The 20,864-nt window shown below is 43.4% G+C and carries 25 protein-coding genes; 18 read left to right on the top strand and 7 right to left on the bottom strand.

Annotation, left to right across the window (positions count from 1 at the left end):
• Positions 1–42: 42 nt before the first annotated feature.
• From panC to AAA942_RS12420, 6 genes are all read left to right on the top strand, one after another.
• Positions 43–891 carry a pantoate--beta-alanine ligase gene (gene panC / locus AAA942_RS12445; protein WP_338220599.1) on the top strand — a complete coding sequence of 283 codons (849 nt, stop codon included), beginning with the start codon at positions 43–45 and terminating at the stop codon, positions 889–891.
• A 24-nt stretch (positions 892–915) separates the two neighbouring features.
• On the top strand, positions 916–1,263 hold the full coding sequence (gene panD, locus AAA942_RS12440) for an aspartate 1-decarboxylase (RefSeq protein WP_338220598.1): 348 nt from the start codon (positions 916–918) through the stop codon (positions 1,261–1,263).
• Entirely contained in the window at positions 1,263–2,264 is a 1,002-nt protein-coding gene (locus tag AAA942_RS12435; protein ID WP_338220597.1) for a lysylphosphatidylglycerol synthase transmembrane domain-containing protein, read from the top strand. Before panD ends, AAA942_RS12435 begins: the two co-directional genes overlap by 1 nt.
• 34 nt (positions 2,265–2,298) lie before the next feature.
• Positions 2,299–2,985, top strand: coding sequence for a zinc metallopeptidase (locus AAA942_RS12430; RefSeq protein ID WP_338220596.1), 687 nt, complete (start codon positions 2,299–2,301; stop codon positions 2,983–2,985).
• 102 nt (positions 2,986–3,087) lie between these two features.
• Positions 3,088–4,227, top strand: coding sequence for an acyl-CoA dehydrogenase (locus tag AAA942_RS12425; RefSeq protein WP_338220595.1), 1,140 nt, complete (start codon positions 3,088–3,090; stop codon positions 4,225–4,227).
• Positions 4,228–4,365: 138 nt separating this feature from the next.
• The gene (locus tag AAA942_RS12420) at positions 4,366–5,295 is read left to right on the top strand and encodes an AraC family transcriptional regulator (protein ID WP_338220594.1); all 930 of its coding nucleotides are present in this window, start codon (positions 4,366–4,368) and stop codon (positions 5,293–5,295) included.
• Here AAA942_RS12420 and AAA942_RS12415 read toward each other — a convergent pair.
• From AAA942_RS12415 to AAA942_RS12400, 4 genes are all read right to left on the bottom strand, one after another.
• A complete protein-coding gene (locus AAA942_RS12415) occupies positions 5,278–6,033 on the bottom strand; it encodes a geranylgeranylglyceryl/heptaprenylglyceryl phosphate synthase (RefSeq protein ID WP_338220593.1) in 756 nt (251 codons plus the stop codon). The genes AAA942_RS12420 and AAA942_RS12415 overlap by 18 nt on opposite strands.
• Entirely contained in the window at positions 6,020–6,397 is a 378-nt protein-coding gene (locus AAA942_RS12410) for a hypothetical protein (protein ID WP_338220592.1), read from the bottom strand. Before AAA942_RS12410 ends, AAA942_RS12415 begins: the two co-directional genes overlap by 14 nt.
• Positions 6,390–6,749, bottom strand: coding sequence for a phage holin family protein (locus AAA942_RS12405; RefSeq protein ID WP_338220591.1), 360 nt, complete (start codon positions 6,747–6,749; stop codon positions 6,390–6,392). The genes AAA942_RS12410 and AAA942_RS12405 overlap by 8 nt, the downstream gene beginning before the upstream one ends.
• Positions 6,750–6,813: 64 nt before the next feature.
• Positions 6,814–7,416: a YkgJ family cysteine cluster protein gene (locus AAA942_RS12400; RefSeq protein WP_338220590.1), complete on the bottom strand. Its 603-nt coding sequence runs from the start codon at positions 7,414–7,416 to the stop codon at positions 6,814–6,816.
• 162 nt (positions 7,417–7,578) lie between these two features.
• Here AAA942_RS12400 and AAA942_RS12395 point away from each other — a divergent pair, with 162 nt between their 5' ends.
• Together AAA942_RS12395 and AAA942_RS12390 are read left to right on the top strand one after the other, a co-directional pair.
• Positions 7,579–8,307, top strand: coding sequence for an LOG family protein (locus AAA942_RS12395; protein WP_338220589.1), 729 nt, complete (start codon positions 7,579–7,581; stop codon positions 8,305–8,307).
• Positions 8,308–8,311: 4 nt separating this feature from the next.
• Positions 8,312–8,695 (top strand): hypothetical protein, encoded by a 384-nt coding sequence (locus tag AAA942_RS12390; protein WP_338220588.1) that lies wholly within the window; start codon positions 8,312–8,314, stop codon positions 8,693–8,695.
• Here AAA942_RS12390 and AAA942_RS12385 read toward each other — a convergent pair.
• Together AAA942_RS12385 and AAA942_RS12380 are read right to left on the bottom strand one after the other, a co-directional pair.
• Entirely contained in the window at positions 8,682–9,185 is a 504-nt protein-coding gene (locus tag AAA942_RS12385; protein ID WP_338220587.1) for a hypothetical protein, read from the bottom strand. The two genes, AAA942_RS12390 and AAA942_RS12385, sit on opposite strands and share 14 nt — an antisense overlap.
• 116 nt (positions 9,186–9,301) lie before the next feature.
• On the bottom strand, positions 9,302–9,865 hold the full coding sequence (locus AAA942_RS12380; RefSeq protein WP_338220586.1) for an LOG family protein: 564 nt from the start codon (positions 9,863–9,865) through the stop codon (positions 9,302–9,304).
• Positions 9,866–10,055: 190 nt separating this feature from the next.
• Between AAA942_RS12380 and AAA942_RS12375 the strand changes: the two genes are divergently transcribed.
• The 10 genes from AAA942_RS12375 to AAA942_RS12330 all read left to right on the top strand — a co-directional run bounded on the left by AAA942_RS12375 (position 10,056) and on the right by AAA942_RS12330 (position 19,227).
• Entirely contained in the window at positions 10,056–10,637 is a 582-nt protein-coding gene (locus AAA942_RS12375; protein WP_338220585.1) for a non-canonical purine NTP diphosphatase, read from the top strand.
• Between the two features lie 31 nt (positions 10,638–10,668).
• The gene (locus AAA942_RS12370) at positions 10,669–11,289 is read left to right on the top strand and encodes a uridine kinase family protein (protein WP_338220584.1); all 621 of its coding nucleotides are present in this window, start codon (positions 10,669–10,671) and stop codon (positions 11,287–11,289) included.
• A 57-nt stretch (positions 11,290–11,346) separates the two neighbouring features.
• The gene (locus AAA942_RS12365) at positions 11,347–11,694 is read left to right on the top strand and encodes a hypothetical protein (RefSeq protein WP_338220583.1); all 348 of its coding nucleotides are present in this window, start codon (positions 11,347–11,349) and stop codon (positions 11,692–11,694) included.
• A gap of 81 nt (positions 11,695–11,775) precedes the next feature.
• Entirely contained in the window at positions 11,776–14,742 is a 2,967-nt protein-coding gene (gene secDF, locus AAA942_RS12360; RefSeq protein ID WP_338220582.1) for a protein translocase subunit SecDF, read from the top strand.
• Between the two features lie 113 nt (positions 14,743–14,855).
• On the top strand, positions 14,856–15,215 hold the full coding sequence (locus AAA942_RS12355; protein WP_338220581.1) for a molecular chaperone DnaK: 360 nt from the start codon (positions 14,856–14,858) through the stop codon (positions 15,213–15,215).
• Positions 15,206–15,928 (top strand): hypothetical protein, encoded by a 723-nt coding sequence (locus AAA942_RS12350; protein ID WP_338220580.1) that lies wholly within the window; start codon positions 15,206–15,208, stop codon positions 15,926–15,928. Before AAA942_RS12355 ends, AAA942_RS12350 begins: the two co-directional genes overlap by 10 nt.
• Positions 15,921–16,703 carry a sensor histidine kinase gene (locus AAA942_RS12345; protein ID WP_338220579.1) on the top strand — a complete coding sequence of 261 codons (783 nt, stop codon included), beginning with the start codon at positions 15,921–15,923 and terminating at the stop codon, positions 16,701–16,703. Before AAA942_RS12350 ends, AAA942_RS12345 begins: the two co-directional genes overlap by 8 nt.
• Before the next feature lie 2 nt (positions 16,704–16,705).
• Positions 16,706–17,086, top strand: a complete 381-nt coding sequence (locus AAA942_RS12340) for a PH domain-containing protein (RefSeq protein WP_338220578.1) — start codon at positions 16,706–16,708, stop codon at positions 17,084–17,086.
• A 188-nt stretch (positions 17,087–17,274) separates the two neighbouring features.
• The gene (locus AAA942_RS12335) at positions 17,275–18,378 is read left to right on the top strand and encodes a DUF6544 family protein (RefSeq protein WP_338220577.1); all 1,104 of its coding nucleotides are present in this window, start codon (positions 17,275–17,277) and stop codon (positions 18,376–18,378) included.
• Between the two features lie 147 nt (positions 18,379–18,525).
• Positions 18,526–19,227, top strand: a complete 702-nt coding sequence (locus tag AAA942_RS12330; protein ID WP_338220576.1) for a hypothetical protein — start codon at positions 18,526–18,528, stop codon at positions 19,225–19,227.
• An 83-nt stretch (positions 19,228–19,310) separates the two neighbouring features.
• Here the strand turns inward: AAA942_RS12330 and AAA942_RS12325 are convergent, their stop codons facing one another.
• Positions 19,311–20,660: a PhoH family protein gene (locus AAA942_RS12325; protein WP_338220575.1), complete on the bottom strand. Its 1,350-nt coding sequence runs from the start codon at positions 20,658–20,660 to the stop codon at positions 19,311–19,313.
• Between the last annotated feature and the right edge of the window lie 204 nt (positions 20,661–20,864).

The following is a 20,864-nucleotide window of genomic DNA, read 5'->3' as shown; positions in this document are numbered from 1 at the left end:
TAATCTAGTTTTGCCCCAATTTGGCCGAAATACTGCCTTCCCGTGAAACGAATAAATACCCCCGCTGAGTGGAATCCGCTATGGCTCAGTCACCTCCAGAAAAACGAAAGAATAGGGTTTGTTCCCACCATGGGAGCACTGCATCAAGGGCACTTGGATTTGGTCCAAAAATCGGTGCAAAACACAGACATCACCCTAGTGTCCATTTTTGTCAACCCTACCCAATTCAACAATCCGGAAGATTTTAAAAAATACCCGAATACCTTAGGGGACGACTTGGAAAAACTGGAATCCGCAGGGGTAGATTACGTATTCGTCCCAGAGGTAAACACAATATATCCCGAGAAAGCCGAGCTCAAGCTGGATTTTGGAGATGTCGAGCGAGTCCTGGAAGGTGAATTCAGGCCCGGCCACTTCAATGGTGTGGGTGTCGTAGTGTCCAAGCTTTTTCACTTTATCCGACCTCATGTTGCGTTTTTTGGGCAAAAAGACCTTCAGCAAGTTGCCATCATCAAAAGATTGGTTCGAGACCTTTCATTTCCCATCGAACTGGAAATCGTGCCTACCCGCAGAGAGGAAGATGGGTTGGCAATGTCTTCCCGAAATCTCAGATTAAATCCTGAGGAAAGAATCCAAGCCCTAATCCTCATTCAAAGTCTGGAAAAAGCCAAAAGAGAACTTTTTGATGGAAAATCTTGGTTGCAAGTCCAAAAGGAAATCGAAAGGGATTTTCAGCAGGTTCCTTTAGCCAAATTGGATTATTTCGAATTGGTCCACCCCGATACATTTGAAAGTCAGACAGAATTCAACCAGGAGAAAAAATCCTCCATCTGTGTCGCAGCTTATTTGGGAGGAATACGATTGATCGACAACCTGCCGATAATTCCTTAATTTCGCGCCGGAAAAACTAAACCAATGCAAATCCAAATTCTTAAATCCAAAATCCACCGGGTGAAAATCACCCAAGCGGAGCTTCATTACGTAGGGTCGATTACAATTGATGAGGACCTCATGGACGCAGCTCATCTCATTGAAAATGAAAAAGTCCAAGTCGTCAACGTCAATAATGGCGAAAGACTGGAAACTTATGTGATCAAAGGAGAAAGAGGCAGCGGCCAGGTCTGTTTGAATGGACCAGCAGCCCGCAAAGCTGCCGTGGGAGACATAGTCATCATTATCTCTTATGCAGGAATGGAACTGGAAGAAGCCAAAAAATACCAACCCGTCCTTATCTTCCCAGATGAAAGGAATAGGCTAATCTAATGAACCCAACACTGAAAAAAGGAATCCAAATCGCAATCTCTTTGGGGATTGCTGTTTGGATTTTTTGGTTTTTGTATAAAGATATCGACGCTTCCAGCCTCTGGAATCAGTTGCAGACAAGTAATTGGTTTTGGATTGGTGGTTCTTTACTGATCTCTTGGGTTGGATTTTGGCTGAGAGGCTGGAGATGGACACTATTGATCTCAAAAGAAGAGGGAATTCCTATCAATCCAACCCGATCCTATCATGCAGTCATGGTGGGCTATTTGGCCAATCTCCTCGTGCCCAGAGCCGGAGAGGTCGCCCGCTGTGGGATTCTCACCCGCACCAATGGAGTTTCCTTGGGGCATCTACTGGGGACAGTGATTGTAGAAAGAAGTATCGACTTGCTCTTTTTGGTTGGCACCATCGCATTGGCCTTCCTATTGGAAAACCAACTTTTTCTGGAGCTCTTTTCAGGCCTTGTCAATGTGAATTCTTTAGGAGAAAAACTGGGGAACAACCTTCCCATAGTTCTAGGAGGAGGGGTTGTTTTGATTTTGTTTTTCTACTTTCTCTTCCGAAAATTTAAAAACCACGGCTTGATCAACAAGCTTCAGGGCTTTTTCAGGCAGATCTTTTCCGGAGTGAAAAGCATTTCCCAAATGAGCAATCCTGCCGGATTCTGGATTACTTCAGTTGCCATTTGGGTCATTTACTTTCTTACCATGTACTTTGTGTCGTTGGCTATAGAAAGCACTGCCAATTTGACACCGGGAGAAGTCCTTTTAGTCATGGTGATGGGGAGTATTGGCATGGTAGCCCCTGTGCAAGGGGGGATTGGGACCTTTCACGCACTCGTGGCGTACATTTTGATCCAGTTGGGAGTGTCAGAGACAGACGGAAAAATCTTCGCTGCCATTATTCATGGAACCCAACTCGTATTTATGTTGATTTTGGGTCTGATAAGTTGGCTGGCGATGATGAGAATTCCCGCTTGGATTAAACCTGACAAGGACTAACTTCGTATTCAATCCCGAATAAATTACCTAAACCATGATAATACTCATCGTAGTTGTATTTGCCATCCTAGGATTTGTGGTCAGCAGCAGACTGAAAAGCAAATTCAAAAAGTACTCTCAGACGCCTCTTCAGGCCAATCTCTCAGGTGCTGAAATAGCCAAGCTCATGCTTGCAGACAATAATATTCATGATGTGCAGGTGGTCTGTGTGGAAGGTCAACTGACCGACCACTATAACCCTATGAACAAAACCGTGAATCTTTCTCCGGATGTATTCTACGGCCGAAATGCCGCCGCCGCTGCAGTTGCCGCACACGAATGCGGTCACGCCGTGCAGCATGCGACATCCTACACTTGGCTCAACTTCCGTTCTGCCATGGTACCCATTCAAAACATATCCGGGAAAATCCTGAATGTGGTTTTGATCGCCTCCCTTTTGGGAGGATTTGCACTTGGACTTCCTGTTCCTCTGATTGGATACATTGTGGTAGGCTCTTATGGAGTGATGACCTTGTTTACTTTGGTGACACTTCCTGTGGAGTTTGACGCTTCCAACAGAGCATTGGCTTGGGTACAAAACCGAAATGTGGTCACCCGAGATGAATACGACATGTCCAAAGACGCGCTCAAGTGGGCGGCGATGACTTATGTAGTAGCTGCGCTAGCTTCTCTGGCTACTCTCGCGTATTACATTATGATTTTCTTTGGCAACAGGGATTAATTCTAAGAAAAAATAAGTTTACTAAAGGGGCATTTTTGCCCCTTTTCTTTTTTTGGCTATCTTTTCGCCAAGAATATAACACCCGATAATTTAACTACTTCTATGAATTTCCAATTGACCGAAGAGCATCTGGCCGTAAGGGAAGCAGCGAGAGAATTTGCTCAGAGCGAACTACTTCCCGGCGTGATTGACCGGGACACAGAAGCCAAATTTCCCACAGAACAAATCCGAAAAATGGGTGAATTAGGCTTCATGGGCATGATGACCGACCCGAAGTACAATGGTGGAGGAATGGACACGCTCAGCTACGTATTGGCTATGGAAGAACTATCTAAGGTAGATGCCTCCGCCTCCGTCTCCATGTCCGTGAATAACTCCCTCGTCCTTTGGGGCTTGGAAAAATACGGCTCCGATGCCCAAAAAGAAAAGTACATCCCCAAACTGGCTACGGGAGAATTGATCGGGGCATTTTGCCTTTCAGAACCCGAAGCCGGATCTGATGCTACCTCACAAAGAACTACTGCAGAACTCAATGGTGACCACTACCTGCTCAACGGAACCAAAAACTGGATCACCAATGGGAATACAGCGAGTATCTACTTGGTTATCGCCCAAACCGATCCTTCAAAAGGGCACAAAGGCATTTCCGTATTCATCGTGGAAAAAGGCTGGGAAGGATTTGTAATTGGAAAAAAAGAGGATAAACTCGGCATCCGTGGATCAGATACGCACTCGCTTATGTTTACCGATGTCAAAGTACCTGTTGAAAATCGGATTGGTGCCGAAGGTTTTGGTTTCACTTTTGCCATGGAGACACTCAATGGAGGGCGAATAGGAATTGCTGCCCAAGCCTTAGGAATTGCCGCAGGAGCATATGAATTGGCTTTGGCCTATTCCAAAGAGCGAAAAGCCTTTGGCAAACCGATCAGTCAGCATCAAGCTATTCAGTTCAAACTTGCCGATATGGCCACACAGATAGAAGCTGCGAGACTTCTGGTTTACAAAGCCGCATGGCTAAAAGATCAGGGTGAAGACTACGCCCATGCTTCGGCCATGGCCAAGCTGTATGCTTCGGAAGTAGCTATGAATGTGACCGTAGAAGCGGTTCAGGTGCATGGAGGCTATGGCTACGTAAAAGAATACCATGTGGAGCGACTCATGAGAGACGCCAAAATCACCCAGATCTATGAAGGAACTTCAGAAATCCAGAAAATCGTGATCTCTCGTGGTGTACTGAAATAATTAAATCCAAAGCGCGCAAAAAAGGGTATAATTCAAAAAAATTATGCCCTTTTTTTTATTTTCATGACTTTTCGAAAAATATATTCCAGTTCTTTTCTGGAAAAGTGATATTTTTACCTTCTACCTAAATCTTACTCCATGGATTATTACAATAAAATCATTGAATCCGTACACATCCGTTTTTTGAAAGGCAATAATTACCGGGTAGAAAAGGCAGTAAAGGTTAACGATTATCAGGAAAATGAAAATGCCTTGATCTTGCTGCACCATGGAAACCTAAAATTCGGAGAAGATCAGGAGCTGGTCAATGAAGGAGAGATTCTTTTTCTCCCTAAAGGAAGAAAAACAGTCCTTACTATAGGAAGCAGCAGTAAAAGAGCCGAGATGGATTTTGAGCAGTTTTCGGACTCCAAAAGAAAATACCTGCAAAGCATCAGCTTCAAAGACATCAAAAGCATAGATGAAGACTGCATCTCCTTGATCAATTTTGAATCGAAGGTATTCGATGTGGTTAACTTTTTTAATTCCCTGGATATTCCACCCTTCATTATTCGGTTCAATGACAGGATTGCCACGCTGATCGAGGATATCGTGAAAGAACTGGAAAACGGAACGGTGGGAAAAGAACGGGTACTCAAATCACTCACGGAAGTGCTGATGATAGAGCTGCTACGCCATATTTTGAAAAACCGACTATTCACCGAAGAGCTATCCACCAACGCCACCTATTTCAAAGACCCAAGGCTAATCGATCTTTTCAACTATATCAAAACCAATCTCAACGGCGATCTATCCAATAAAGTACTCGCTCAGGTAGCCAATGTGTCGGAAGACTATGTGGGCCAATACTTCAAAATGTTGACAGGAATCAACCCCCAGGACTACATCGAATACCAACGTATGGAAGCAGCGGTAGAATTGCTTCGCACTTCCAAAAAGTCCATTCGGGATATCGGAAAAGAAGTCGGGTACAAAGACACGGCCTATTTCTGCAGGCGCTTCAAGATGATGTATGGGGTGCCCGCGGGTAAAATGAGAAGAAGAGATTCTTTAATTAGCTTCCAATGAGTAATTGTAAGCTTTCTTGAGTTGCAATATCTCCTTAAGAAATTCCGGGTCTTTTTCGACCCTGTTTCCCAAGACCACCAAATCCGCTCCCGCATCAAATGCCATTTTCACTTTTTGTCTGGAATCCAATCCTCCACCGACAATCAGAGGGTCTTTAATTAGGGACTTAACTTCAAAAATCACTTCCTGACTTACAGCCACACTACTCCCACTGCCCGCATCCAGATAGAAGCACTTCAATCCCAAAAACTTTCCGGCCAAGGCAGTGTCGGCCACAAGCCTTACTTGGGAATTGAGCAAAGGAAGAGTTTGGCTGACTGAATGTACACTGAGCAATTCCCCATTATTGACAAGAATATAAGCCGTGGGAATCACTTCCAGCCCGGATTCATGAATTTGACGGGCTGCCTGCACCTGCTGACCAATCAGGTATTCCGGATTGCGCCCGGAAAGCAAGGATAAGAAAAGCAAAGCTTCCGCTTCTCGGGAAACTTGTCCGTGAGAGCCCGGGAAAATGCACACGGGAACCTCCAAAACCAATTCTTTGACTTCACGGATCAGCTCATCCAAGCCCTCTCCAGTGGAATAGCTCCCTCCTACGAGAATTAAATCTAAATCACATAAATCATGGGACCCCTTTAATCGATTGTCTATTCCCTTTTCCGGGTCTATCAGCCAAGCGACGCCTTTTTTGCCTGATTTAGAGAGGTTGTCAAGAAGTTTTTTAACTTTCTTCACTTTGTTTTTCTTCCTCAGGCTTGGCAAAAAGAGCACTGTAGATTTTGTCTTTGGCCAAAGCCAAGCCCAAAATCAAAACCCGCTGAGACAAAGTAGGCCAAAAAGTGGATTTCTTGGGTTCGGTAAGCCTCCTACGGATATCCTCATTGAGTAAGCCTTCCCGATCCAAAACTTCCAAGGCTTCTTGAGTCTTATGTTGCTTTTTCCTGCGGGTTGCTTTCACCACCGCAAAGGCCAAAAGAGCACCGGTAGCAACCACTGCTCCGACTTTCAACCAGTCTTCAGATTCTTTTTTAAGCAACTCGAGCTGCTTGTTGAGGGTCTGTTCCAGTTCTTCAGACCTTTTTTCCAATTCCTTACTCATCGGTAGTTTTCTCGTTTTTTATGTTGGAGAAAAAGTTTTTCAAAGCACCTTCTGTTCGCTGTCGCAACCTCAATGAATCCCTACTCAGATAAAGTACCAAGACGGTCAACAAATACATTAGCGCCACGATCAAAAATCCCAAATAAGGACTTTGGGTAAGCTGACTAAGAAAAAAGGCCAAAGAAAGAGACAAAAACAAAAAAACCAGCAGTAGCAGGCTCCCAATGATCACCAATAAAATCAGACGGGAAAGAAAACCCAAAAATTCTTCCTGGATTTCCTCTTTAATCAGCCCTATTCGAGCTTCGACTATTCCTCTGAGGGTCTTGATGATTTCCCCGACATTGATCATGGCTGAAAGTAAATTGTAGGCTAAACTGAAATCGAATATAAGCCAAAACCCTTCATCAAAAAAATTAAAGGGAAGCTCGTTCTTCTTCTTGGGTGTAAAATCTGTAGGTCAAAACCAGCTCCAAAGCAAGCAGAATCGCCTGATTGATCGGATAAAGCTGATTGAGATGATCGTCGATGTCCGAAAGCCGCGTGTACCATTGAGAGGCCATGGGAATTTCCATGGTATCGTTAATCTTTTCGGATACGATTCGATAGGCTTCAGCCCGTTCTTCTTTCAGTGGTTTGCAGGTGATCAGCTCTTTTTTCCCTGATTTTTGGTTTCTGCGTGCAGAAGCGGCAAATAATCTGCAGATCAATCCTCTTTGAGAATAATTGCCACAAAAGCCCTTTTTGCCATCCTCACTGAGTTTACGATATACCACACAGGAACCCGGTTCTTCTTCCATTGCCAACTGTTTGGCGATTTCATCTGCGATTCCCTTGGACTCCAGATCAAATGCCAGCGGCAAAAACTCCAAAGGTGACGCTGGCACCTTGGGGTTGGAGCAGCAAAACCCGCAGCCCGATAGGCATCCTAGCCCTCCTTCCTGATGAAATGTCTTTGCTTCCTCCTCCAGTTCTGAAAATAATTCCTGAACTGCCCGGGCCTTCTCTACCAGACTCATACGATGTGAATATTGGGCAAAGTTAGGGTGAGAAAAGGCGGATAAATTCTTCCGAACAAAGATTTTTTTGTTCTGATTTACAGCTTTTTACAAGACATTAGTCAAAAAGAATGACCAATATAGATTGGGAATCGTTTTTTTAATGTGTTAAACAAAGACAAGATGAGTCATATCGATGAGAAAAAGTCGGAAGAAAGAATCCGAAGAGCGTTTGAGGAAAGAAATTGGAGTGAAATAAAAAGCGAAAATTCCTGGGCAATTTTCAAAGTCATGTCGGAATTTGTGGAAGGCTTCGAAAAGTTGGCCAAAATAGGCCCCTGCGTGTCCATTTTTGGGTCAGCAAGGACACCCCGAGATCACGAATACTATCAAATCGCCGAAGAAATCGCCGCAAAATTGGTCCGCCACGGATATGGCGTGATCACCGGAGGTGGACCGGGTATTATGGAGGCAGGAAATAAGGGGGCCTATTCTGAGGGGGGCAAGTCCGTAGGGTTAAACATCCAGCTTCCCTTCGAGCAATTCAACAACATTTATATAGACCGAGACAAGTTATTAACCTTTGACTATTTCTTTGTCCGCAAGGTTATGTTTATAAAATATGCCCAGGGCTTTGTGGTTCTGCCGGGAGGTTTTGGGACTTTGGATGAATTCTTTGAAGCACTTACCCTCATCCAGACCAACAAAATCGGTCGATTCCCGATCGTATTGGTAGGCAAAGATTACTGGGGAGGACTGGTGGAATGGATCAAAAAGACCTTGCTGAGAGGAGACCCCAATTACATCAGCGAATCGGACTTGGATCTGTTTACCGTGGTCGATGATGCTACGGAAGCGGTCAAAGCTATCGATGAGTTTTACAGCAAGTACCTTCTCAGTCCCAACTTTTAAACCCATGACAAAAAGCGGACTTCTTTTTCTTTTCGTATTGGCATTTGCCTCACTTCCTTCCTTTGGACAGGATACCGATGGCAAAACGGTGGTGATCAAAACCCGATGTGTGTCTACTGCTGAAAATATTGGAGATCCGCTTTTTGTGATTTTTTTAGGAGAGCTCAAGGGGGAATACAATAGCAAGGAAATCGGAGGAGGAATAAACCCAGATCAAATCAAAGAAATGAAAGTACTCAGGACTCCTGAAGCTGTTGCAGAATACGGTGAGGCCGGGAAAAACGGAGTTATTTTGATTTGGTTAAAAGACGAATCACTTGATCAGCTTCCCAAGTCCATGGTTGAGAAACTATCCAAAACAGGATCTTCTTACCTCAACCCACTTTGAGCTTCAGCTCTCCTTGCCTTTTTACCACTTTCAGCTCAAAATGCTGATTGATAAATGCCTTGCAGTGATTCTCTGCCCATTCGGCACGGGATTCTGTATCGAAAAGTAGGGTCATTCTCAGCATGGTCTTGACATATTGCTCGTGATGTCCGAGATTTTTGACCCAAGAGAGGAAGGTGGATTCCCATTCTTCCTTGAATTTGTCAAAATGACTTCTACCATCAAAAAGTAGTTCGAGTTGATTGTCCCCGTTTTTGAACCGATAGATTCCACAGAGCTGTCTGTAAATCAATCGGATCCTGTCTGAGGGATATTCGAAGGTATCCAAAATCCGCTCATAGGTCTCATCCATAAGCCTAAGAGGATTGTAAAGATGCGTGTAGGACTTTTTCAATTCATACACCATCTGATCAAGCAGTTCTTCCTCCAGAGCAAACTGAGCTTGCCGCAAAATATAATTTTTGTCCAAAGGAAACAGCTTATCGATCATTCAATCAAGGGTTTGGGCAAAAATACTATTTCTCCTCCAAAAAATGGAAAAGTGAAATAGAATGTCCTGAAAAATCCTGTTTTTCTTTTTTTTGCCCATGAATGAAGGGTAAAAGTCTACCAATCAGCCGGTCTTGGGGACCGATAGGCACTCATTTGGTCCAAAAGCTCCACCGGGTCATCGGAGATGATAATCAAATCCTCCTGCTCGGGATAGAGGAAGCCCTCCTCCATGGCATGATTGAGAAAATCGATCAGCTTGTCATAGTAACCGTTGACATTGTATAGCGCCAAGGGCTTTTGGATATAGTGGAGCTGATTGAGTGTCATGATTTCAAAAAGCTCCTCAAGGGTGCCGATACCTCCCGGCATGGCGATGAACCCATCTCCACGCTCAGCCATCAGCCACTTTCGGTCCCGCATGGTCTCGACGATGATGAGCTCAGTACATCCGGTGTGTGCTACCTCGCGGTCTACCAGTTTTTGGGGAATGATTCCCAGGACTTCCTTTCCCGCAGCCAGCATTTCATCTGCGATTACCCCCATCAAACCGACTCGGCCTGCTCCGTACACCAAAGAATGATCTCTTTTGATCATCTCCTGAGCCAAGGCCCTGACTCCAGCCTCGTAAATGGATCCATTCCCTTTTTTGGACCCGCAGTAAACCGTGATTTTTTTCATGACAATCTGATGATTTTGGCTTCTAAAATAGAAAGATCGAAGTCTCTCAATCGGATGGGAAGATAGATTTTTTTATTTCAGGACTGAATCTCCCTGTGGAAAAGAAGAAAAACGAAAGTTTTCCTCTTTTGAAAAGTATCTTACCTTCATCTTTTAAATCAAATACCCATTCCCTTTTCCCCTCCAAGCCATGAAAATCTGCTTTGCTACCAACAACAAAAAGAAAATCGAGGAGGTAAAAGCTGCCTTAGGCCCAAAATACACCCTTGTTTCGCTTGAAGAAATCGGTTGCAACGAAGAACTTCCCGAAACGGGAGATACGCTTGATGCCAATGCTTTTCAGAAGGCCCGATATGTCAAGGAGCACTATGGAGTGGATTGTTTTGCTGATGACACGGGCTTGGAAGTGGAAGCTCTGCACGGCGCTCCGGGGGTGTATTCGGGAAGATTTGCCGGGGAGCCACGAGGTGACGAGCGGAATATTGGGTTGCTTTTGGAAAAAATGAGTAATCACTCAAATAGAAAAGCGCGGTTTCGGACGGTGATTGCCTTGATTCTTGGAGAAAAAGAGTATGCATTTGAAGGGGTAGCAGAGGGGGAAATTCTGGATAAAAAAGTAGGCTATGGAGGGTTTGGATATGACCCTGTTTTTCGACCTGTGGGCTTTGAAAAGACTTTTGCGGAATTGACTTTGGAAGAAAAAAACCAAATCAGTCATAGAGGAAAAGCGGTAAAATCATTAATTGAATTCCTGAGCCAAAGAAAATTCTGAGTAATCCCAAAATGAATTAACTTTGTCCCTCATGAAAAAACCCTTCATCGTCGGTATCACAGGAGGTTCGGCCTCGGGAAAGACCCTTTTTCTGGAGCGCTTGCTCAGCAGTTTTGATCCCGGTGAAGTATGTCTCATCTCTCAGGACAATTATTACAAGCCCCGTCATCTACAGCCGATTGATGCTCAGGGCGTGCATAATTTCGATACTCCTCACAGCATAGATTTTGAGCAGTATGCCTGTGATATCCGCAAAATCCAACAGGGAGAGACGGTTTATCGGGAAGAATATACGTTCAACAACGCAGCTAAAAAACCGAAAATGCTCACCTTCAATTCTGCTCCTGTAGTGGTGGTTGAAGGTATTTTTGTTTTGTATTACCCGGAATTAGCTGATTTGCTGGATTTAAAGATTTTTATCGATGCTAAAGATCACATCAAGCTCAAGCGCAGAATCATCCGGGACAAGGTAGAGCGGGGCTATGATCTGGATGATGTGCTCTATCGGTATGAAATGCACGTGATGCCCACTTACGAAAAGTACATCAAGCCATTCAAAAATGAGGCTGACTTGATCGTCCCAAACAATCAAAGCTTTGAAAGAGCCTTGGATGTAATCCGTACCTACTTAAGAGCCAAATCCTCTACCTAAGTCAAAAAAAAAGGCATTGATCGCTTAGATTATAATTATTCTCTATATTTGCCGCGCATGAAAAAGAACTTCGGCACATCCTCAAACTTATGGAAACAGCGGCTAACCATGTTGCTGGTGCTATTCTTGTGCTTTTTTGTGTCGAGTGTAGAATATCTTCCCAGTGCTGCTGATCAGGTAAATACAGAACAAACTGCCGAAAATCCTGACCAAACTATCATCAGTGTAGCTTTGGATGCGGTAGTCCCTTTTGCTGTACAAGTGGCGGACACGGTACTATACCTGATTTATCAGATTTTCAGTTTTGAACTGAAGCTCCCTACTCTTCAGGCAGTCTCTGCCTCCATTCCCAATTCTCTTGTGGAAACGCTTTTCGAGCGGATTATTTCCACCAAAGGCCCCTGATTTTTTTAGCTGACACCCGCTTTCTTTCCTTTTCGGAAAGACCATTCTCACGTATTTCTTAACAACAATTACTTATACCTTATGCAAAACAAAGGCATCATTGTGTTTTTGACAGTGGTCATTACAGCGCTCTGTCTGTATTATCTGTCATTCACTTTCGTATCCAATGGGATCCAACAAAAAGCAACTGAATATGCTACGGATACCAATGGGAATATTGATTTCGGGAAAAGAAGAGCCTACCTAGACTCTATCTGGAGACAGCCTGTTTACAGTTTTCTTGGCGCCGATTTTACTTACCAAGAAGTAAAAGAAACCGAACTTGGCTTGGGACTTGACCTTCAGGGCGGTATGCACGTGACCTTGGAAGTATCTCCTGTTGAGATCGTCAAGGGTATCGCCGGCAATCCAAGAGATGAAGGATTCAACAAGTCAGTAGAAGAAGCCAGAGAGGAGGCCAAAACTTCCAATTCACCTTTTGCGGACCTCTTCTATTCAGCATGGCAAAGAAACAACCCAGGTAAAAACCTAAGCAGCATTTTTGCAACTGCTGCCAATAGAGGAAGAATTTCTCTTGAGTCTTCTGATTCTGAAATCCTCGATATCATCAATACTGAGGTAGAAAATGCCATCGACCGTTCTTTTAATATCCTAAGAACTCGTATCGACCGATTTGGTACTTCTCAGCCCAATATCCAGAGAATCGCAGGTTCTGGCAGAATCCAGATCGAATTGCCTGGTGCTGACAATCAGGAGCGAGTAAGAAACCTTTTGCAGGGTGTGGCTAAGCTTCAGTTTTGGGAAGTATTGGAGCTCAACGAATATGGTGGAGCTATCGAAACCATCAACTCAACCTGGGTGGCTGACCAAAAAGCAACTACTACCGAAGAAGAGCCTGAAGTCGATGAGAATTTATCTCCTGAAGATTCTCTGAAAAATGCTTTGGAAAAGCAACTTCAGGAACTGGATCCCCTAAATCCAAACAACGACGTTTCTCCTGTAATCAGCCTGCTGAAAGCGAATTATGGTTTGGTTTACGATGTGAGAGATACTTTGGCAGTGAATCGAATCTTGAAAAACGAGCGATACCAAGCCTTTTTGCCTCGTGACCTCAAGCTTCTCTGGGGTGTGAAGCCCGTAACTGCTGAAGACGGTACAGAAATCATCGAACTCTATGCTGTAAAAACGGCAAGAGGAAGCGATGAGGCTCCTCTCGAAGGGGATGTGGTTACCGATGCCAGACAGACTTTGGATCAGACCTCCCGTCCTGCAGTATCCATGCAGATGAATGCAGAAGGTGCTAGAAAATGGAGAAAACTTACCTCAGAAAATGTAGGCAGAAGAATTGCCGTGGTATTGGATGACTATGTATACACAGCTCCGGTAGTAAACGGTGAAATTCCAAACGGTCAGTCTGAAATCTCCGGTAACTTCTCTCTTCAGGAAGCTCAAGATTTGGCCAACATCCTTAAGTCAGGTTCTCTTCCTGCTCCGACTCAGATCGTAGAAGAAAGCATCATCGGCCCAACTTTGGGTAAAGAAGCTCAAAGCCAAGGTATTATTTCCATGGTAGCCGGTTTGGTTTTGGTGGTCTTGTTCATGATCGCTTATTACACCAAGGGTGGTTTGGTAGCTATTGCAGCACTGGTATTCAATATCTTCTTTATTCTGGGTATTCTGGCTCAGCTAGGCGCTGCTTTGACTTTGCCTGGTATCGCCGGTATTGTATTGACCATTGGTATGTCGATCGATGCTAACGTATTGATTTTTGAACGAATCAAAGAAGAACTGAGAAACGGAGCTGGACTGCTTGCAGCGATCAACTCAGGTTACAACAAAGCCTTCTCTGCCATCTTGGATAGTAACGTGACTACCTTCCTTACTGGTGCTATTCTTTACTCTTTGGGTCAGGGACCAGTTAAAGGCTTTGCGATTGTATTGATGATTGGTATTGCTTCCTCCTTCTTCTCCGCAGTATTCATCACTCGGGTGATTGTATCCTGGATGACCAAAAAAGGCGACAAGAGCAGCATCAATTTCTCTGCTCCATTTGCTAAAAATGCACTTTCTGCCCTTCAGGTTGATTTCTTGAGCAAGAGAAAAGTAGCTTACCTGATCTCCACAGGGATTATCATCATCGGTTTGGCTATCGCAGCCATCAATGGATTGAAATTCGGCGTTGACTTCTCAGGAGGTCGATCTTACATCGTAGAATTCAATCAGCCCATGGTTCCATCCGACCTGAAAGTCGGCTTGGATGGGGAGTTTGACGGTTCTGTGGAAGTAAAGACTTATGGCTCCAATAATGTCTTGAAAGTAACCACTTCTTACCTGATCAACGAAGACGACGATGCTTCAAACTTGGAAGTGGAAAACAAAGTGAAGGAAGGAATTGCCAACGTGACTGGATTCAGCTTTATCGAAAACGCTGAATTGCTTGCAGAAAATCAGTTTGCAATCACCGGCTCTTCCAAAGTAGGAGCTACAGTAGCTGACGACATCAAGGCTTCTTCATTGGAAGCAATGATGGTGGCATTGATTGCTATCTTCCTTTACATCTTGTTGAGATTTAGAAAATGGCAGTTCTCTTTGGGTTCCATTGTGGCCTTGATTCACGATACGCTGTTCGTAATTGCTGCTTTTGCTATTGCCAGTGCATTTGGAGCTACATTTGAGATCGATCAGGTATTCATCGCTGCGGTATTGACCGTAATCGGTTACTCCATCAACGATACCGTGATTGTATTTGACCGAATCCGGGAGAATATCGAAAACAGAGGCACTCACAAACTGGTGAAGGTATTTAATGATGCCATCAATCAGACTTTGGGGCGTACCTTGATCACTTCCTTTACTACTTTGATCGTAGTGATTGTGTTGTTGATTTTCGGCGGGGAAGTATTGAGAGGATTCTCTTTCGCTCTTTTTGTAGGTATCGGTGTGGGTACTTACTCCTCTATTTTCATCGCGACTCCAATCGTAGTTGACTTGATGAAAAAAGAAATCGAGCAAGAGGCCGGACAAAAAGACGCCAAGAAAACAGCTTGATCCAAACAAAATAAACAAGAAAGGAGCAGATGATGGTCTGCTCCTTTTTTTTGTGGGATAAAATTCAACTATATTTTGGAATCTAAAACTTAACAACACTTTATCAGACAACCATGAAAATCAGCAAAGAAGACTTTGAGCAAATGAAAGCCAAGTATGACCAGGAAATCAAAAAAGGAAAGGCTGGAAAAGATAAAAACAAAGATATTGACGATCAGACCAACTGGATTTCCTATTCTAAAAAAGATATCATGGAGGCTTTGGGACAAGAAGGAGTAACAGGAATCAAATTTCACTTTACAGAATACACAGAAGAAGTGGCCAAGAAATATTATGGCAGCGATTCAGACAAGTATGTAGGGAGACTGGGATTGGTATTCTCTCCTATCTATTCAGGCGATTCTAGGATGGCCACGCTAAATGGAGATGAATATTTCGATAGAGGACAAATGTGCCCTCCAAAATGCGAATAGACGAAACCACATTACAGGTTCTTTTTGAAAGGTCTGACCATTACCTGAAGCTGATGCTATTTTTCGGAATAGCGGGTTGGATTGGTTTTTTATTTCTTAAGAAAGAGGATAAAACCAATCCAACAATGGTTTATTCCTTGGGAATCTTGCTTCATATAGCCTTCTACGAATTTTTGGCAAGCATATTGGCTGCTCAACAAATTAATAACCATTGGGTATACAATATTTTTAATGGCCATATAGGTTCAATTCTCTTTTTGCTTTTAATCCGAAGTTTATTAAAGAAGAAAATTCACCGAAGAATAGTCCTGTATTTCATTGCAGCATTATTGCTGATTTCTGGAGCTTTGCATTTTAACGGCATTGCCTCCCTTCATGATGGAGGAGAATACATTGCTTTAGTAAATACCGTGTTTATTCTTTCATCCTGCAGTTTGTATTTTTTTGAATTGATTACCATGGACGAGAATTTGGCAATCAATCCTTTGAAATCCTTCAGCTTCTGGATTACCACGACTATTTTATTCTATATTTCCTCCTCATTCATGATTTATATATCTTATGTTTACTTGTATACCAACCATATAGAATTGTATTACATGGTATCTGAGATTCCAAGACATATGTCCCTGCTTTGTAACTTCCTCCTTTGTTTTGGGATCTATTCACAAGTAATTAAGCAAAGATTTGAACTAGAAATCATTCATGTCTGAACAGGAAAGCCAATTTATCCTTATCCTTTTTGGAGGAATATTCTTCGCATTTTTTATGTCCCTGTTTGTGGTGGCTATTGTGGTCCTGCATAGGCAGAGGCAAGTACAAAATCAGGAAAAACTCAAGCAGCTCAAAGCAGATTACGACAAAATGCTTTCGGATATCGAAAACGAAATCCAGCAAGAAACCCTTTCGCATGTCGGAAGGGAGCTTCATGACAATATCGGTCAGCTATTATCTCTCGCCAAACTCAATCTAAACTCCACCAAGCCGGAAAGACAGGCTGAGGGCAAAGAGTTTTTGAACCAAATCATCCAAGAAGTCCGAAGCCTGTCCAAATCCCTGAATCTGGATTGGGTAGAAAGCATCTCGGTAGACGATTTCATCTCCGGTCAATTGAACAGAATTGAATCCACTGGTTTTTGCAAAACCGGGATTGAATCAGACCAGTCATTCAATCAGCTGGCAAAAGACCAAAAGCTGGTGTTAATTCGAGTAATTCAGGAATGCCTCAACAACGCCATTAAGCATGCTAAGCCGACAGAACTTTCTGTGAAAATCTATCAAAACGGGGTGGCGAGAAAAATTGAAATCAAAGACAATGGGGAAGGATTTGACACTTCTCTGGCCTCTCAGGGAAGTGGGATGTATAACATCAAAAAGAGAATGGAAACTATCGGAGGGAAACTGGAAATTGACTCAAAAATCGGAGTGGGGACTTTAATCCGACTCCAGCTCCCCACGCAGAATAAAACCTCTCTAAACCAACCTTAATTATGGGACTTTTCTCAGCTCTTTTAGGAAATGCAGGTGCAGTGCCTCAGGAAGAACTTTTCCAAAAATACGGACCACTTCTAACAGAAGGGGAAACTATAGAGCTTGGCTTCAAGCTGGTCCGAGATACATTTATATTCACTACCAAACGGCTGATTTTAGTGGATGTGCAGGGTCTGACAGGAAGCAAAAAAGAGTACACCTCGGTGAGCTACAAGAGCATTTCCAGATTTAGTATTGAAACTACCGGAACCTTTGATCTGGATGCGGAGCTCAAAATTTGGATATCGAGTGAAGCTGCACCCAGTATTCGAAAGCAGTTCAACAAATCGGTCAATGTCTATGAAGTGCAAAAGCTTTTGGCCTACCATGTTTTGAAATAAAATCAGGAATTACTAGGAATTCGCAAGCTGTCTTTCAGGGTTTTTTCCAGTTTTTTGATCCGAGAAAATGACATTTTCCCCTATCCTCTGGACAAAACCGTTGATTTTCAATAATTTCAAAAAGTGCCTTTTGGAATCGGCGGAGAAAATCTTGCTGAAAATGATAGCGAACCAAAGACCCTGCTATTATGAAAATCCTCTTTTTCATATTGATTATCCTTCATGGATTAATTCACCTTTTGGGCTTTCTGAAAGCATTTCAGATTAGGGAAATTAGAGAACTGACCTTGCCTATTTCCAAACCCATGGGTATTCTTTGGCTACTTACCACAATCCTTTTGGTGATTTACGGGCTAATGTACCTTTATCAGTCCAAGTATTCTTGGTTGATCGGTTTGATTGGGGTGGTGATTTCTCAGGTTTTGGTATTTATCTTCTGGAAAGATGCCAAAATCGGAACACTCCCAAACCTTCTCATCTTAATCATCGCGTTGATGAATTGGGGGCAATTCCGCTTTCAGAAAATGGTAGAAAATCAAACTCTCCAAATCGTCCGGGCAAGCAATCCTTCCGAAACCCAATCAGTCAAAGAAGAAGACCTGAAGAACCTTCCTGAACCGGTTTCTCGTTGGATTCGACAGTCGGGAATGCTAGGAAAACCCTATTTGTCTGGAGCTCAGGTATCCCAAATTGCAGAAATGCAAATGAGCCCGGACAAGGATCAATGGATGGAAGCGACTGCAGAGCAATATACCAGTATGAATCCTCCGGCCTTCATCTGGGTGGTGGATGCCCGGATGAACTCTTTTTTGAACTTTCGAGGCAGGGATAAATTTGAAGAAGGAAAGGGTGAGATGCTGATTCAACTCAATTCTCTGATACCAATCGTAAATGAAAAGGGAGAAAAATTGGATGAAGGCTCTCTGCAGCGATTCTTGGGAGAGATGGTCTGGTTTCCTTCTCTTGCACTCAGTCCGCATGTCCGTTGGGAGCCTATTGATAGCCACTCGGCCAAAGCCACATTAGAATTTCAAGGTACTTCAGGCAGTGGTACTTTCTTCTTCAATAAGGGGGGAGAAGTCACTCGTTTCTCTGCTCTCAGATACCGAGGCAATGAAACAGATGCACAGCGAACAGAATGGATTATGGATATTCAGGAATATCGCACATATGAAGGAATCCGAGTTCCTTCAAAAATGACCTCTACCTGGAGGCTGGATTCGGGAGATTGGACCTGGCTGAAACTGGAGGTGACAGACATTAAGTATAATCCTGAAAGAATAGAATTCTGACCGCCAGGAGAAAAAGCAACATGGATTCAAATCACTAAAAATCATTAACTTAACTCGATCCAGGAATGAGAATGATGACTTTTTGCGAAGCTTTCGATTTCCTTTAGTACTGAATTCTCTTTTTTCAAAAACTTAACCTAGCACCTTATGGAAAATAAAGCCTTAGCCTTTGACTATCTGAAAAATCTGATGCTAGTCAACGAAGAAGCGGATAAGCTGGCCTCGGAAGACCCCAATTTATCACAAGAGGACAAAGAGACCCTACTCCCGCTGATGACCCTAATCAAAGAAGTTTCTGCAAAAGCCAGGGAAACTGACTACCTGAAGTCTGAAAATGGAAAAAAATTAAACGAAGACCAGGTAAAGACACAAATCCGGGTATCTGAACTCTATACCCGAAACATGGAAAATACCTATGAGACAATAATGAGCATAAAAAGCTCCCTTCAGCTGGTGGTCAAAGATGCGACACGGGCCTACAATTACATCATGGCTATGTATATCACTGCATTTATTCTAGGAATTGGGCTGATTGCGACTTCCATTTATTTTGCAGCCCACGACAAGACCATTTTGGCCATTGCCTTTGGTTCGGTGGGATTGTTGGATTTGGTTACCACTTTCTTTTTCAAACCTCCTTTGGAAATCCAAAACAGCCGATCCAACCTCTCCCAACTCATGATTATCATTACCAATTGGTTTGCCGAACTGATGAATACGAACACCTATATCGCCCAGAGAGGCACCGATATCAAATGGAAGGAAATGAAGGAAATCTCCGATGCGCTGAATGAAAGTACCAAAAAGATGGTCAGCCTGATTGAGGAATATTCTGAAGTGAGGAAGTAGGCAGTCTTATTGAATCCATATAGTAATAGTCCCGAATCCAATGAATACGGGACTATTTTTTTTGAAGACTATTTTAATCGTATTTACAACAACTCATTTGCCAAATTGGCCAGTTCTGACCGCTCACCTTTCTCCAGCTTGATGTGGGCATAGAGCGGATGGTCTTTGACCCGATCGATGAGGTACGACAAGCCGTTGGATTGGGAATCTAAATAGGGCGTATCGATCTGGAAAACATCACCTGTGAAGATGATTTTGGTGTTTTCACCTGCTCTGGAGATGATCGTTTTGATCTCATGCGGAGTCAGGTTTTGCGCCTCATCCACAATAAAGAAAATATTGGAAAGCGACCGTCCGCGAATGTAAGCTAAAGGCTGTATGACCAGCTTCTCCTGATTGACCAGTTCGGTGATTTTTTGGTATTCCTTGTCGGTCTCCTTGTATTGATTTTGGATAAACTTCAGGTTGTCCCAAAGTGGCTCCATATAAGGATTGAGCTTGGACTTAATATCACCCGGCAAGTATCCGATGTCTTTGTTGGAAAGAGGCACAATGGGTCGGGCCAAAAAGACCTGCTTGTATTCCCGACGCTGTTCAAGTGCACCTGCCAAAGCAAGTAGCGTTTTCCCTGTTCCTGCTACCCCCTGGATAGAGACCAATTTGATTGCCGGATTCATGATGGCATGAAGAGCAAAAGTCTGCTCGGCATTTTTGGGCTTGATATTGTAAGCTAGCCTTTTATCTACCCGCTCCAAGACATTTTCCTCTGAATTGTAAAATGCCAGCACGGAGTTTTTATCACTTTTGAGGATGTAGTAGGCATTGGACTTTCTCTTTCGGGTACCCAATACGTGCTTTGCCTCAATATACCCCTGCTCGTAGAGCTTATTGATCGCCTCGGGATCGACCGACTCCATGACGTATTTTCCGGTATTTTCGAGCTCGGTGATGTTTTTGATTTTGCCCGTTTCGTAGTCCTCGGCATGGACGTTTAAGGATTTGGCTTTGAGACGAAGGTTGATGTCCTTGGATACCAAAATGACCTTTCGGGACTTTTCCGTCTCCTGAAGGTGGACAGCCACGTTGAGGATTTTGTGGTCATTTTTTTCCTCTCCGAAGATTTCAATGGCATTTCGCTCGTTTTCTGGATGGTTCATCATCACTTTGAAATTGCCCTTGGTCTTTCCGTTGAGTGGAGTCCACTGATCGATGCGCTGATCTTGGGACAGCTTGTCCAGCAATCGGATAAATTCCCGGGCTTCAAAGTTTTTGGTGTCGTTGCCTTTTTTGAACTGATCCAGTTCCTCCAGCACTGTGATCGGAATGACCACGTCGTGCTCGGCAAAGTTCATGATGGAGTTGTGTGCGTAAAGGATCACTGAGGTGTCCAGCACAAAGATTTTCCGATCTTTATCGGATTTGGCTCTAGGCATGCGCAGGAAAATTGTAGTGGTGTAGTGCTGAAATAATTTAAAAAATAATCTCGGGGATTAGGCATGCATTTCCAATAAATTATGGTTAAAAATCACGAAAAAGGGGGATAGGCTTGAGAATCAATTTGATAAAAAAGCTGTAAAGTGACAAAGTTTGAAAGTTGCAAAGTTGCGGGAGACTTACCTTACAAGTTTCCAACCTTC

The sequence above is a fragment of the Algoriphagus sp. oki45 genome (genome assembly GCF_036245605.1).
GTDB lineage: Bacteria > Bacteroidota > Bacteroidia > Cytophagales > Cyclobacteriaceae > Algoriphagus.
This window is presented reverse-complemented; position numbering and strand designations above follow the sequence as displayed.

Excerpts from the sequence above, each read along its gene's own strand:
- panD (WP_338220598.1), top strand. The coding sequence starts at position 916 with ATGCAAATCCAAATTCTTAAATCCAAAATCCACCGGGTGAAAATCACC.
- AAA942_RS12435 (WP_338220597.1), top strand. The coding sequence starts at position 1,263 with ATGAACCCAACACTGAAAAAAGGAATCCAAATCGCAATCTCTTTGGGG.
- AAA942_RS12430 (WP_338220596.1), top strand. The coding sequence starts at position 2,299 with ATGATAATACTCATCGTAGTTGTATTTGCCATCCTAGGATTTGTGGTC.
- AAA942_RS12425 (WP_338220595.1), top strand. The coding sequence starts at position 3,088 with ATGAATTTCCAATTGACCGAAGAGCATCTGGCCGTAAGGGAAGCAGCG.
- AAA942_RS12420 (WP_338220594.1), top strand. The coding sequence starts at position 4,366 with ATGGATTATTACAATAAAATCATTGAATCCGTACACATCCGTTTTTTG.
- AAA942_RS12410 (WP_338220592.1), bottom strand. The coding sequence starts at position 6,397 with ATGAGTAAGGAATTGGAAAAAAGGTCTGAAGAACTGGAACAGACCCTC.
- AAA942_RS12405 (WP_338220591.1), bottom strand. The coding sequence starts at position 6,749 with ATGATCAATGTCGGGGAAATCATCAAGACCCTCAGAGGAATAGTCGAA.
- AAA942_RS12400 (WP_338220590.1), bottom strand. The coding sequence starts at position 7,416 with ATGAGTCTGGTAGAGAAGGCCCGGGCAGTTCAGGAATTATTTTCAGAA.
- AAA942_RS12395 (WP_338220589.1), top strand. The coding sequence starts at position 7,579 with ATGAGTCATATCGATGAGAAAAAGTCGGAAGAAAGAATCCGAAGAGCG.
- AAA942_RS12390 (WP_338220588.1), top strand. The coding sequence starts at position 8,312 with ATGACAAAAAGCGGACTTCTTTTTCTTTTCGTATTGGCATTTGCCTCA.
- AAA942_RS12385 (WP_338220587.1), bottom strand. The coding sequence starts at position 9,185 with ATGATCGATAAGCTGTTTCCTTTGGACAAAAATTATATTTTGCGGCAA.
- AAA942_RS12380 (WP_338220586.1), bottom strand. The coding sequence starts at position 9,865 with ATGAAAAAAATCACGGTTTACTGCGGGTCCAAAAAAGGGAATGGATCC.
- AAA942_RS12375 (WP_338220585.1), top strand. The coding sequence starts at position 10,056 with ATGAAAATCTGCTTTGCTACCAACAACAAAAAGAAAATCGAGGAGGTA.
- AAA942_RS12370 (WP_338220584.1), top strand. The coding sequence starts at position 10,669 with ATGAAAAAACCCTTCATCGTCGGTATCACAGGAGGTTCGGCCTCGGGA.
- AAA942_RS12365 (WP_338220583.1), top strand. The coding sequence starts at position 11,347 with ATGAAAAAGAACTTCGGCACATCCTCAAACTTATGGAAACAGCGGCTA.
- secDF (WP_338220582.1), top strand. The coding sequence starts at position 11,776 with ATGCAAAACAAAGGCATCATTGTGTTTTTGACAGTGGTCATTACAGCG.
- AAA942_RS12355 (WP_338220581.1), top strand. The coding sequence starts at position 14,856 with ATGAAAATCAGCAAAGAAGACTTTGAGCAAATGAAAGCCAAGTATGAC.
- AAA942_RS12350 (WP_338220580.1), top strand. The coding sequence starts at position 15,206 with ATGCGAATAGACGAAACCACATTACAGGTTCTTTTTGAAAGGTCTGAC.
- AAA942_RS12345 (WP_338220579.1), top strand. The coding sequence starts at position 15,921 with ATGTCTGAACAGGAAAGCCAATTTATCCTTATCCTTTTTGGAGGAATA.
- AAA942_RS12340 (WP_338220578.1), top strand. The coding sequence starts at position 16,706 with ATGGGACTTTTCTCAGCTCTTTTAGGAAATGCAGGTGCAGTGCCTCAG.
- AAA942_RS12335 (WP_338220577.1), top strand. The coding sequence starts at position 17,275 with ATGAAAATCCTCTTTTTCATATTGATTATCCTTCATGGATTAATTCAC.
- AAA942_RS12330 (WP_338220576.1), top strand. The coding sequence starts at position 18,526 with ATGGAAAATAAAGCCTTAGCCTTTGACTATCTGAAAAATCTGATGCTA.
- AAA942_RS12325 (WP_338220575.1), bottom strand. The coding sequence starts at position 20,660 with ATGCCTAGAGCCAAATCCGATAAAGATCGGAAAATCTTTGTGCTGGAC.